The organism is Mucilaginibacter lappiensis (assembly GCF_050433765.1).
Classification (GTDB): domain Bacteria; phylum Bacteroidota; class Bacteroidia; order Sphingobacteriales; family Sphingobacteriaceae; genus Mucilaginibacter; species Mucilaginibacter lappiensis_A.
On sequence record NZ_JBNPWP010000009.1, the window covers coordinates 136,073 to 148,992 of the forward strand.

General features: G+C 41.5%; 9 protein-coding genes. 4 read left to right on the top strand and 5 right to left on the bottom strand.

Annotated elements, in window-relative coordinates:
* The first annotated feature begins 10 nt into the window (after positions 1 to 10).
* Positions 11 to 2,278 (top strand): aconitate hydratase, encoded by a 2,268-nt coding sequence (locus M2273_RS23445; protein ID WP_429400214.1) that lies wholly within the window; start codon positions 11 to 13, stop codon positions 2,276 to 2,278.
* A gap of 241 nt (positions 2,279 to 2,519) precedes the next feature.
* Here the strand turns inward: M2273_RS23445 and M2273_RS23450 are convergent, their stop codons facing one another.
* Positions 2,520 to 4,151: an ABC transporter substrate-binding protein gene (locus M2273_RS23450; RefSeq protein WP_429400215.1), complete on the bottom strand. Its 1,632-nt coding sequence runs from the start codon at positions 4,149 to 4,151 to the stop codon at positions 2,520 to 2,522.
* Positions 4,152 to 4,339: 188 nt separating this feature from the next.
* Between M2273_RS23450 and M2273_RS23455 the strand changes: the two genes are divergently transcribed.
* A complete protein-coding gene (locus M2273_RS23455; RefSeq protein WP_429400216.1) occupies positions 4,340 to 4,924 on the top strand; it encodes a hypothetical protein in 585 nt (194 codons plus the stop codon).
* A gap of 182 nt (positions 4,925 to 5,106) precedes the next feature.
* Here the strand turns inward: M2273_RS23455 and recA are convergent, their stop codons facing one another.
* The 3 genes from recA to M2273_RS23470 all read right to left on the bottom strand — a co-directional run bounded on the left by recA (position 5,107) and on the right by M2273_RS23470 (position 8,370).
* Positions 5,107 to 6,126 carry a recombinase RecA gene (gene recA, locus M2273_RS23460; RefSeq protein WP_429400217.1) on the bottom strand — a complete coding sequence of 340 codons (1,020 nt, stop codon included), beginning with the start codon at positions 6,124 to 6,126 and terminating at the stop codon, positions 5,107 to 5,109.
* A gap of 252 nt (positions 6,127 to 6,378) precedes the next feature.
* The gene (nth, locus tag M2273_RS23465; protein WP_429400218.1) at positions 6,379 to 7,140 is read right to left on the bottom strand and encodes an endonuclease III; all 762 of its coding nucleotides are present in this window, start codon (positions 7,138 to 7,140) and stop codon (positions 6,379 to 6,381) included.
* A 645-nt stretch (positions 7,141 to 7,785) separates the two neighbouring features.
* Positions 7,786 to 8,370: an RNA polymerase sigma factor gene (locus tag M2273_RS23470; protein WP_429400219.1), complete on the bottom strand. Its 585-nt coding sequence runs from the start codon at positions 8,368 to 8,370 to the stop codon at positions 7,786 to 7,788.
* Positions 8,371 to 8,880: 510 nt separating this feature from the next.
* On the opposite strand from M2273_RS23470, the gene uvrA reads away from it, so the two are divergent.
* Positions 8,881 to 11,787, top strand: coding sequence for an excinuclease ABC subunit UvrA (gene uvrA / locus M2273_RS23475; protein ID WP_429400220.1), 2,907 nt, complete (start codon positions 8,881 to 8,883; stop codon positions 11,785 to 11,787).
* A 190-nt stretch (positions 11,788 to 11,977) separates the two neighbouring features.
* Entirely contained in the window at positions 11,978 to 12,574 is a 597-nt protein-coding gene (locus tag M2273_RS23480) for a glycoside hydrolase family 19 protein (RefSeq protein ID WP_429400221.1), read from the top strand.
* A 164-nt stretch (positions 12,575 to 12,738) separates the two neighbouring features.
* On the opposite strand, the gene M2273_RS23485 is transcribed toward M2273_RS23480, so the two are convergent.
* Positions 12,739 to 12,909 carry a hypothetical protein gene (locus M2273_RS23485; RefSeq protein WP_321562711.1) on the bottom strand — a complete coding sequence of 57 codons (171 nt, stop codon included), beginning with the start codon at positions 12,907 to 12,909 and terminating at the stop codon, positions 12,739 to 12,741.
* Between the last annotated feature and the right edge of the window lie 11 nt (positions 12,910 to 12,920).

Sequence of the window (12,920 nt, forward strand, 5' to 3'; positions counted from 1 at the left end):
TCAAATACAAATGGCTTTTGATTTAGATATGATCAAAAAAGTTTACGACCGCTACAGCACCCGTGTGGATGCTGCCCGCAAAGCGACTGGTAAACATCTTACTTTAACCGAAAAAATATTATACGCCCACCTTTCTGAAGGCGATGCTCAAAAAGCATTTGGCCGCGGAGTAGATTACGTTGATTTTGCACCAGACCGTGTGGCTATGCAGGATGCTACAGCGCAAATGGCCCTGCTGCAGTTTATGCAGGCTGGCCGTCCGCAGGTTGCAGTTCCGTCTACCGTGCATTGCGATCACTTGATACAGGCAAAAATTGGCGCCGTTGCCGATTTAAATACAGCTATTGATGTAAACCGTGAGGTTTATGATTTCCTGGCTTCGGTTTCTGATAAATATGGTATCGGTTTCTGGAAAGCCGGTGCAGGTATCATTCACCAGGTTGTTTTAGAAAACTATGCATTCCCGGGTGGTATGATGATCGGTACCGATTCACACACGCCTAACGCGGGTGGTTTAGGTATGGTTGCTATTGGTGTTGGTGGTGCCGATGCCTGCGATGTAATGGCAGGTTTGCCATGGGAGCTTAAATTCCCTAAACTGATTGGTGTTAAATTAACTGGTAAATTATCAGGCTGGACATCAGCTAAAGACGTTATACTTAAAGTAGCAGGTATCCTTACCGTAAAAGGTGGTACCGGTGCTATTGTTGAATATTTTGGCGAAGGTGCACGTTCACTATCTGCCACAGGTAAAGGTACTATCTGTAACATGGGTGCCGAAATTGGCGCAACCACTTCTATCTTTGGATATGATGAAAAAGCTGCTGCTTACCTGAAAGGTACCAAACGCGGTGATATTGCCGAGCTTGCCGATGCTATTGCAGCACACTTAACCGGCGATGATGAGGTGTATGCTAATCCTGAACAATATTTTGACCAGGTGATTGAGATCAACCTGTCTGAGTTGGAACCACATGTAAACGGTCCGTTTACTCCTGATCTGGCATGGCCTATCTCTAAATTCGCTACCGCGGTTAGGGAAAACAACTGGCCTACTAAATTAGAGGTTGGTTTGATAGGTTCTTGTACCAACTCATCATACGAGGATATTACCCGCTCTGCATCTATTGCAAAACAGGCTATCGATAAAAAATTAAAAACTAAAGCAGAGTTCACCATCACACCAGGATCAGAACTGGTACGTTACACTGTTGACCGTGATGGCTACCTGGATACTTTTGGTCAAATGGGCGGTGTGGTATTGGCTAATGCCTGCGGACCATGTATTGGTCAATGGGCCCGTCATACTGACGATCCTACCCGTAAAAACTCTATCATCACCTCGTTTAACCGCAACTTTGCTAAACGCCAGGATGGTAACCCTAATACTCACGCTTTCGTAGCATCACCAGAAATTGTTACAGCGTTTGCTATAGCAGGTGATCTTACCTTTAATCCGCTTACTGATACCCTTACCAACGAACTTGGCGAGCAGGTTAAGTTTGACGAGCCACAAGGTATTGAAATGCCGGTAAAAGGCTATGCTGTTGAGGATGCCGGCTACCAGGCCCCTGCCGAAGATGGCAGCCAGGTTCAGGTACTTGTTGATCCAAAATCATCGCGCCTGCAACTGTTGGAGCCGTTCGCGGCATGGGAAGGCATTGATCTTAAAGGTTTAAAACTATTAATTAAAGCTAAAGGTAAATGTACTACCGACCATATCTCTATGGCTGGTCCGTGGTTAAAGTTCCGTGGTCATTTGGATAATATTTCAAACAACATGCTGATCGGTGCCATTAACTATTTTAATAATACTGCCGATAGCGTTAAAAATGAAATAACCGGCGAATACGGACCGGTACCTGCCACCCAACGCGATTACAAAGCGCATAACATAGGCACTATAGTAGTAGGCGACGAAAACTATGGCGAAGGTTCATCACGTGAGCATGCGGCTATGGAGCCTCGTCACTTAGGCGTACGTGCCATACTGGTAAAATCATTTGCCCGTATCCACGAAACCAACCTTAAAAAACAAGGTATGCTGGGTATCACTTTTGCTGATACCAACGATTACGATAAAATACAGGAAGATGACGTTATCGACATCAATGGCTTAACTACTTTTGCCCCGGGCAAACAGTTAACCGTAGTATTAAACCATAAAGATGGCTCTGTTGATTCGTTCGCGGTAAATCATACTTATAACGCTCAGCAAATTGAGTGGTTTAAAGCCGGCGGCGCGCTGAACATCATCCGCAAGCAAATGGCTTCTTAATTAATTTCGGATATCGGATTGTCGATTTCAGATTTAAATATTTTAAAGCCTCCCTTTTGGGGAGGCTTTTTTGGTTTACTTCTTGCGCTCGTTTGTAACGAGTGCTTAATATGTGTCAGCGTTTACAACGCGAATAGTATTACCAGAAGCGATACAATCGCAAAACCATGTTAAGCACTCGTTGCAAACGAGCGCAAGTGGAAATATATTTTAGCAAATCAAGAATTCCCCCTTCAGGGGGTTAGGGGGCCTTCACCACCCTCTTCAGCACCAGTAAATTTTGACCGTTTAAACTGTAGCCGCTGATATTATTTTGGTACAGGTTTACCAGTTTATCATAGTATAGCACTACCACTGGCGATTGCTCCATAACAATACCATCCATTTGTTGATACAGGGCATAACGGGCAGTATCGTTTTTTACGTGGTAGGTTTGCTCAAACAGTGCATCGAATTTTCTATTATTAAAGCCGGTATAATTGGGCCCAAAAGGGATCTTGTTTTTGGAGTAGAAAACCGACAGGTAATTTTCACCGTCAGGATAATCGGCTATCCATTGGCCATAAAAAAAGTTGATACCGTTTTTTGATACCAGCTCGCGCAGGCTGGCTCCCTGGGTAATCTCCACACTGGTTCTAATCCCTAACCTATCCAGCTGGCCTTGTACATATTCTATCAAACTCCGGTAACCTACCGTGGTAGCCAGTGAAATTTCGGGCAGGTTCTTGCCATCAGGGAAACCGGCTTCGGCCAGTAGCTGGCGGGCTTTCTCAGGATCGTAGGTATATCCTTTTAAATGCTTGCTAAAGCCCGGCATCCCTTCAGGAATAAAACCCGCATAGCCGGGCGTGCCCATGCTGTTGCGCAGGTATTTCATCATTTTTTGCCTGTCGATAGCATAATTAATAGCCTGCCTCACTTTTAGTATCCGCAGGGGCGATTTTTTGACTATGGCCAGGTTGGTATCAACCAATATACCCAGGTACATGGTGTTGAGGTAAGGGGCAGTATTTAAAATAAATTTCCCTTTATATTTCTGCGTTACCCTGCCCGATTTGGTTAAAATATCATCGCGATAGCTGCCGTCAATATCATTCAAAAAGTCGAGTTTCTTTTTTATAAACTCTAAAAACGAGGTTTGCTTATCGGCAATAAACGTGGCTTTAACCGCATCAAGGTAAGGTAAGCGTTGACCTTTATTATCCTTTTCCCAGTATTTTTCATTTTTCATTAATACCAGTACTTCGCCTTCCTTCCAATATTTAAATTTAAACGGACCGGTGCCTACAGGATGACTCCTGAAATCCTTGCCGTAAAACTCTACTACCTCCCTGGGTACAACGGAACAGTACTGCGCGGTGAGCATGCTTAAAAAAGGCGCGAATGGCTGTTTAAGCCTGATCCGGAAGGTGCTATCGTTGGGTGCGGTAAAGGCATTTTTGCCTTCTACTTTATCGCTAAAGATCCACGAGCCGGACGAGGCAACCTTAGGGTCGATCAAGCGGCTAAAGCTGTAAACAAAATCAGCAGCTACCGCCCTCCTGCCCACGCCCCCTGCAAAATGCGGATCGTCATGAAAATACACATCGTTACGTAAATGAAAAGTGTACAAAAGCCCATCGGCCGATATATCCCAGCTTTTGGCTATGCAGGTAGTTACTTTAAGGCTATCATTGATTTGCACCAAGCCATTAAAAATCTGATTATCCATCCAAATGGTATAACGGTTGCGGCAAAAGGCAGGGTCAAGCGAAGTAAGGCCCTCCTCCAGATTGATGTTAAAAACAGTTTTATGCGAACCGGGAGTATTAGTATGACAGGCCGTGAGTTGAATTAGCAGTACAGAAAGCAGCAATAAGGCCCATTTATTCATTTAAAGCTAATATATTAATTATTGAGCTATTGATTTGGGGTGTTTTTATTTATTACTTATAGATGAAGATAATGGCAAAATTAGCACAGGACTTAATTTGCGCCTTATTGAATTGCAAAACATTTGGTACAATCATTTAAAGTATTTAGCAAACCTTATATTTGAGTTAAACCGCAACCTTATTACGCATGATCACCAAAGAAGAACTCCAGGAAAAATACGCGACGCTGTCACCCGATAAGCTGATGGAAATTATTGACAACAAATTTGATTATACAGAACTTGCTGTAACTGTTGCTATTCAGGAGCTCTCAAGCAGAAATATAACCGAAGATGACGTTAAAAGTTATAAAGATAAACAGGTAGAAAAGGTAACCACTTTTGTAAAAAGAAACATTGTTGATGATCTTAACCTACTACAAAAAAATCTTTTCTTTTTTATCTGGTTCCCGCTTCTAACCTATGCATTTAGGCGGAATTTTGCAGAGGATGGCTACTTATTAAAATTAAAACAAGCCAATTATTATTCATGGGCAGGCTTTATATCAGTTATACTCATTGGATCTTCACCTGTTGTTTTTGAAGCAGAACTTTCAACCCCAACAACTATAGCTATTTGGATAGCTTGCTTTATTCCAACCTACCTGCTTGATGAGTTTTTTAACCGGCGCAGGCAAATTGAAAAAATGCAAAGATTTTTTGAGCGTAATCGTGCCGGATCAAAAATCGAGGAGGCCAAAGAAGAGGCTGAAAATGATGATATGCCACGCTAAAAGTTTGTCATCCTGAGGAACGAAGGATCTGTTGTTAAGCTTTGAATGATGGCTAATAGATGCTTCACTGCGTTCAGCATGACAGGGAACATTTTTAAACGACGTTGAAAACAAGAAAGCCTCCCAAATGAGAGGCTTTTTTGTAAATAAAGTTTTTAGATCAAACGACCTTAAAAATCCTTTTATACTTCGGCTAAATGTTCGCCGGTAACGGTTTCTTTAATTTTGTTTTCCAGTTCTTCCATTAGTTCAGGGTTATCCAGTATCAGTTGTTTAACTGCATCGCGGCCCTGGCCCAGGCGGGTTTCGCCGTAGCTAAACCATGAACCTGCTTTTTTAATGATGTTGTACTCAACACCCAGGTCAATGATCTCGCCTGCTTTTGAAATGCCTTCGCCAAACATAATGTCGAACTCGGCTATGCGGAACGGAGGGGCAACTTTATTTTTAACGATCTTAACCTTAACACGGTTACCTGATACCTCATCAGTATCTTTAATTTGTGATATACGGCGTACATCCAAACGTACCGAAGCGTAAAATTTAAGGGCGTTACCACCGGTTGTAGTTTCGGGGTTACCAAACATTACACCAATTTTATCACGCAGCTGGTTGATAAATATGCAGCAGCATCCTGTTTTGCTGATGGTACCAGTTAATTTACGCAGTGCCTGCGACATTAAACGTGCATGCAGACCCATTTTCGAGTCGCCCATTTCACCTTCAATTTCGGCTTTAGGAACCAACGCAGCAACAGAGTCAATAACCAGGATATCAATAGCGCCAGAGCGGATCAGGTTATCGGCAATTTCAAGTGCCTGTTCACCATTATCTGGTTGAGAGATCAGCAGGTTCTCTACATCCACGCCTAATTTTTTAGCATAAAAACGGTCAAAAGCATGTTCCGCATCAATAAATGCAGCAATGCCACCTTTCTTTTGCGATTCGGCAATGGCGTGTATAGCCAGTGTAGTTTTACCAGATGATTCGGGGCCATATATTTCAATAACCCTTCCTTTAGGTAAGCCGCCAACCCCTAAAGCTATATCAAGCCCTAATGAGCCTGTTGATATTACTTCGGTAGGTTCAATAACGGAGTCGCCCAATTTCATGATGGTACCTTTTCCGTATGATTTTTCCAGCTTATCCAACGTAAGCTGTAATGCCTTCAATTTATCTGAATTGTTTTTGTCTGCGCTCATCTTATAAATATCTTCAACAAATATAAATGTTTTATTTTAAAATACTAATTTTTTTAGTAATTTCTTTATTCGATCGTCATTGTGAGGAACGAAGCAAGAAGCCTCACCCAACCCTCTCCTTTGGAGAGGGCTTTAAAATACTTTTTAAGTCTCCCCCTTTGGGGGAGATTTAGAGGGGGCTTCTTGCTTCGTTCCTCACAATGACGCTTTAGGCTTATTTAATTCTGAAATTAATCAACTTACCAATACCAATCAAATATCTTTATCCACACTCCGCTTCTTCAACTCTTTACTTATTACATTCAAGGCCTTTTTCTTTTTAGCCTCTTTCGCTTTTTTGATCTTAGCAGCCTCGGCCCTCAGTAGCGCCGCTTCGGTATTGTTGCGTTCGTAGTATTTACAAAACCAGGTTAGCGGGCAAATTTCGCACTTGGGGCTGCGGGCCACACAAATATACCGGCCATGTAATATGAGCCAGTGGTGGGCCACTCCCAGTACATCCTGGGGTAAATATTCTGTTAGTTGTTTTTCAACGGCCAGTGGTGTACGGGCATTGGTAGTTAGTCCTATTCGGTTTGATACTCTGAAAACATGCGTATCAACCGCTATGGCAGGCGCCTCAAACACCACCGAGGCAATAACATTAGCCGTTTTACGACCCACACCCGGCATTTTTTGCAGGTCATCAATACCAGATGGTACTTCGCCATTAAAAACCTCTACCAGCATTTTACCCATACCTACCAAATGTTTGGCTTTATTGTTCGGATAGCTTACACTACGTATGTAGGTAAAAACCTCCTCGGGGGTGGAAGCAGCAAGATCCTTCGGGGTTGGGAAACGTTCAAACAAGGCTGGAGTTACCTGGTTTATGCGCTTATCAGTACATTGTGCAGATAGTATTACCGCTATAAGCAGTTGAAACGGATTGTTATAATGAAGTTCAGTAACAGGGTTTGGCTGTTGTTTTGAAAAATAGTCGACAAAATGGCGATAACGTTCGGCCTTAAGCATGCTTTAATTTGTAGTGATGTTTATGGTTCAATTGATCATAGCGGAACGAGGTATACATATAGGGTATACATATATTATAATATGTATGATTGACACCTAATAGTTACGAATCAATATAAATAGAAAGGTTCATAAATCATTTATCGGATACGGGTTTATGCCATTTGCAAAACATCAACCTTAATCAACAATTATGATCTATGAACCAGTAAGTTTAAAATACTTAACGCAAGCTTTTTGAGTAGTCAAGTATCTGATGTATAGTCTGTACCTTTGGTTTTTTGTTCAAAAGGTCCAAATTAGTACGAATTGAATTGTAAAAAATCAAATCGTCAGCATCCAGATTTTCTTGTCCATTCTTGTCCATTAGAGCTTGGTTAGCAATTCCATTTAACATCGTAGTAGAGGTTTCATCCATAAGCTTATTTTGTAATAAATTTTATATGATTTATAACGGTGGCTTAAAGATAATATTTTGTTAAATGAAAATTAAATGAAATTTTTTTATTTAATAATAGATTCATTCGTTATTAACTCATTGAATGATTGGATGCTACCTAATTAAAATTTTTATTGCAGAGCAAATAAAAATTACCTAATGAGCAAATAATATTTTCAACAACCTAATTACGACTGAAAAATGGCTTAATTTTTAAGGCTCATTTCCTTGCTTTGCATCATTTTACGCAGGTTATTAAGCGCGTAACGCATACGCCCCAGCGCGGTATTGATGCTTACTTCAGTAATATCTGCAATTTCCTTAAAGCTCATATCACCAAAGTGGCGCATAATTAGTACCTCTTTTTGCTCTGACGGCAAAAGCTGTATCAATGTTTTAAGATCTTTATGGGTTTGTTCGCGTACCATACGGTCTTCGGTACTTTCATCGTAATTGCCCAGCACTTCAAAAATATCAAAGTCGTCGCCATTACTTACCATAGGAGCACGTTTTTCGCGACGAAAATGGTCAATGACCAAATTGTGCGCAATACGGGTTACCCAGGGCAAAAATTTACCTTCTTCGTTATACTTCCCGGCTTTCAGGGTATTTATCACCTTAATAAAGGTGTCCTGAAAAATATCTTCGGCTAAGTATTCGTCTTTTACCAGCAGGTAAATGGAGGTATATATTTTTGTTTGATATCGTCTGATCAATTCCACCAGCCCCGCTTCGTCGCCGGCAATATATAGATGGATTAGATCCTGATCACTCTTCAATTGAAAATCCATAGAAAGTACTTCTTAAACTTAATTTTTAGTTATAAAATGTATGAAGTAAAGTATATTCTATAGTATGCTCCTTAGGGGTTAAGAAATTGTTACTTCAAATAAAACAAATTCTCAGTTAAAAAACAAATTATATTTTTTTACTTTCTTCTGTTTATCAGGTTCATTAGAGAAAATTAGTGCCTTTACATTAAAAATTAATTTCCCTTCGGGGTTAGACGCTTATTTCACATTATGGTTTAATCAGGTATTAAATAAAATTGCAACCCATGCATCTGTTTGCAGCTTTAAGTAATTAAAAGTCAGCAAACTGTAAACTCAGTAATTAATTTGGCGCAAACCTAAAAACAAAGTAAAACCTATTTGGATACTGCTAAATATTTTAGGATTTTTGCACTTTCAAAAAAGTTCATGGATGGTAAAATAAAGTTCATAGTATAAATATTGTTTATCATGAACAATTTGACAATCAAATGATCTACCATTCCATGGTCAATGAACTAAAATCAAAGAATGACTAAAGAAGCAGAAAAAGATCCGCAGAAACATATCATCATAAAAGGGGCCAGGGTACATAACCTTAAAAATATGGATGTGGCCATCCCCAAAAACAAGCTGGTTGTAGTTACGGGCATGTCAGGTTCGGGCAAGTCATCACTTGCTTTTGATACTTTGTATGCCGAAGGTCAGCGCCGTTATGTAGAAAGTCTTTCGTCCTACGCCCGTCAGTTTCTGGGCCGTATGAACAAACCCGATGTTGATTATATTAAGGGTATAGCCCCGGCTATAGCTATTGAGCAAAAGGTAATTACTTCAAACCCACGCTCAACGGTAGGTACATCAACCGAGATATATGATTATTTAAAACTATTGTTCTCGCGCATTGGCAAAACCACTTCGCCGGTATCGGGCTTGCCGGTAAAAAAGGATTCCGTTACCGATGTAGTAAACTTTATACTATCGTTGCCCAATGAAACGCAGGTGACCATTTTGGCCCCGTTATATCCGCATAATAACCGCAGCTTAAAAGAAGAGCTTGCCGTTTTAATGCAAAAGGGATTTGTGCGGGTAGAATATTTAAACAAGTTGTCGAAAATTGAGGCTTTACTGGAAGATGAATCTATTGATAATACTTCGCTAATTGCTGAGGTGCATGGCGAAAAAAAGGCTAAAGGCAAAAAGCTGAAGACTGAAAGTGATGAAACAATAACACAGGATCCGGAAACACCAACCCACTACCCCGGCGTTCGTATTGTTATTGACCGTATATCAAAAAACGAGGAGGATGAAACCGTTAGCCGACTTGGCGACTCGATACAGACCGCTTTTTTTGAAGGTAAAGGTGATTGCTATGTACGCTATCAGGAACCCGATGCTGATGGAGAGCAGGAGCGCTTTTTTTGTGACCGCTTTGAGCTTGATGGGATAAAGTTTGAGGAGCCTACTCCTAACTTTTTCAGCTTTAATAACCCTTACGGTGCCTGCAAAAAATGCGAAGGCTATGGTAAGGTGATTGGTATTGATGAGGATCTGGTTATCCCTGATAAAAGTAAAAGCATATATGAAGGGGCAATTGCTCCCTGGCGCGGTGAAAAGATGCGCGAGTGGAACGATATGCTGGTGAAACACGCACTTCAGTTTGATTTCCCGATACACCGCCAGTACAACCAGCTTACCGAAAAACAGCAAAGGTTATTATGGACAGGTAATAAATACTTCCGCGGCCTGGATGAATTTTTTCAGGAGATGGAGGCGCAAACTTATAAGATCCAATACCGGGTTATGCTGTCGCGTTACAGGGGCAAAACCACTTGCCCTGAATGTAAGGGCAGTCGCCTGCGCCGGGATGCATCATACGTAAAGATCAACGAGCGGTCAATTACCGATGTGGTATTGATGCCATTGGATAAAGCCCTTGAATTTTTTCAGGGTTTGCAGCTTAACGAAACCGATATAAAAATAGGTAAGCGTTTGCTCATGGAGATCACCAACCGGTTGGTATTTTTAAATGATGTAGGCTTAAGCTATTTAACGCTTAACCGTTTATCAAACACCCTATCGGGTGGCGAATCGCAGCGTATTAATCTGGCTACCTCATTGGGCAGTAGCCTGGTGGGCTCTGTTTATGTATTAGACGAACCCAGCATAGGTTTACACCCGCGCGATACGCAACGGCTGATCAGTGTGCTTAAATCGCTGCGCGATGTGGGCAATACTGTATTAGTGGTGGAGCACGAAGAGGAGATCATGAAGGCTGCCGACCATATTATTGATATTGGCCCCGAGGCTGGTACTCATGGCGGCGAGCTGATATTTACCGGCACCTATGATGAAATTATTAAAGATGACAACAGCTTAACCGGTCGCTATTTGAGCGGTAAGGAAGAGATCGCCATCCCCACAAGCCGCCGTAAATGGAATGATTTTATAGAGATAAAAGGTGCGCGCGAAAACAACCTGCAGCACGTTGATGCCAAATTTCCGTTAGGTGTACTTACCGTGGTTACAGGCGTATCAGGCTCAGGCAAAACCAGTTTGGTAAAACGTATACTGGCCCCTGCCCTTCAAAAAACGCTTGGCAATTACTCGGGCGAGCAAACCGGATCATATGACAGCATTGATGGCGATTACGCCAAAATTGAACAGGTAGAACTGGTTGATCAAAACCCTATTGGCCGTTCATCGCGGTCAAATCCGGTTACTTATGTAAAGGCCTGGGACGAGATCCGCAACCTGTATGCCTCACAGCCGGTATCAAAAGCGGCGGGTTTAAAGCCATCAGCATTCTCTTTTAACGTAGAGGGCGGTCGTTGTGATGTTTGCCAGGGCGAGGGCGAAGTGAAGATAGAAATGCAGTTTATGGCAGATATTTTTCTGACCTGCGAAACCTGTGGTGGCAACCGTTTTAAACAACATATACTTGATGTTACCTACAATGAAAAGAATGTAGCCGAAGTATTGCACATGACCATTGACGAAGCCCTGGTGTTTTTTGCCAAAGAACCTAAGATCATCGCCAAAATAAAACCTTTGGTTGATGTAGGTTTAGGTTATGTACAATTAGGTCAGTCGTCAAATACTCTATCTGGTGGCGAGGCGCAACGTATCAAACTGGCATCGTTCCTGGTAAAAGGCAACAACACCCATAAAACGCTCTTCATTTTTGATGAGCCTACTACTGGTTTGCACTTTGCCGACATTAAAAAGCTCCTCAAATCGTTTGATGCCTTGTTGGAACATGGTAACACCATTATTGTTATTGAACACAATATGGATGTTATAAAGTGTGCCGACTGGATCATTGACATCGGCCCCGAAGGTGGCGACCGTGGCGGTAAAGTAGTATTTGAAGGTATACCTGAGAATCTGATCAAAGAGAAAAAATCACACACCGGGCATTATTTAAAGGAACGGTTTTAAGACTGATAATTGTTGATTTAAAAATTAAATAAAAGCAGACTAAATTAGTCTGCTTTTATTTTGATATCCTCATTCATAATATTATATTTACTTAACAAGTCCCAAGCCTTTGCTATCTTCTTTTTAAACAGGCATTTATCTGTCAGATGTGATGCCGGTATTTACTATTAACTCTTTAAATTTTAATATCATGCCGGGTACAAAAGAATTTTATGATGATGTTCGCCCGTTGTTTGGTGGCCATATGTCACAAAGCCAGGTTGATGGCATCGAAGCCATATTAACAGCTATAGAAAACGCCGGTATAACCGACGAAAGAAAAACAGCCTACATACTGGCCACTATTTTTCACGAATGCGCCAAAACTATGCAGCCAATAGCCGAGTTTGGCAAAGGAGCAGGGCGTGATTATGGTAAAAAATTAAAAATGGGCGGTGGTCCGGGTAAGCGTATCCCCTACAATACTCCCGATGAGTTATACTATGGTCGCGGTTATGTACAGCTAACCTGGTATGAGAATTATGAAAACATGGGCAGACTGCTACATGTCGACCTGCTTAATATCCCTGAACTGGCCTTAGAACCCGCGATAGCCGCAGCCATCATGATCAAAGGAATGACCGGCGGTTTATTTACCGGCAGGAGTTTGGGCGAGTTTATGAGCGATGATCACACCGACTGGGTAAATGCCCGTAAAATAATTAACGGACTTGATCACGCCGAAACAATAGCAGGCTATGCAAAGGTTTTTTACAAGGGATTAACAGAAGTAGCGGCTGTAAATTAAAAGCAATGGCTATTTGTATGAACCGAGATTTTTAGGATTAAAGGATTCGCATGATTTTTTCTTAGCCACGATCCCGGTAATCCTTTAATCTCATAAATCCAGGTTCAGACAAAATCTCAGACAACCATCAGCGAAATCAACGTAATCAAAAACCAATCAGCGGTTTACTGACCGCCTGTTTTAAGGTACATATAAACTATACCACCAACCACAATTATAGCCAATACAATAAGCCCGGTAACCCCTTTGCGCTTGTCCTGGCGCATGAGCCATATTAAAAACGCAACCAGCGGCAATACAAAAACTGCCCAGAATATAAGTGAAGGAATGTTCATAAGCCCCCTAA

Coding starts and splice junctions, on each gene's coding strand:
- M2273_RS23445 (WP_429400214.1), top strand. CDS start 11: ATGGCTTTTGATTTAGATATGATCAAAAAAGTTTACGACCGCTACAGC.
- M2273_RS23450 (WP_429400215.1), bottom strand. CDS start 4,151: ATGAATAAATGGGCCTTATTGCTGCTTTCTGTACTGCTAATTCAACTC.
- M2273_RS23455 (WP_429400216.1), top strand. CDS start 4,340: ATGATCACCAAAGAAGAACTCCAGGAAAAATACGCGACGCTGTCACCC.
- recA (WP_429400217.1), bottom strand. CDS start 6,126: ATGAGCGCAGACAAAAACAATTCAGATAAATTGAAGGCATTACAGCTT.
- nth (WP_429400218.1), bottom strand. CDS start 7,140: ATGCTTAAGGCCGAACGTTATCGCCATTTTGTCGACTATTTTTCAAAA.
- M2273_RS23470 (WP_429400219.1), bottom strand. CDS start 8,370: ATGGATTTTCAATTGAAGAGTGATCAGGATCTAATCCATCTATATATT.
- uvrA (WP_429400220.1), top strand. CDS start 8,881: ATGACTAAAGAAGCAGAAAAAGATCCGCAGAAACATATCATCATAAAA.
- M2273_RS23480 (WP_429400221.1), top strand. CDS start 11,978: ATGCCGGGTACAAAAGAATTTTATGATGATGTTCGCCCGTTGTTTGGT.
- M2273_RS23485 (WP_321562711.1), bottom strand. CDS start 12,909: ATGAACATTCCTTCACTTATATTCTGGGCAGTTTTTGTATTGCCGCTG.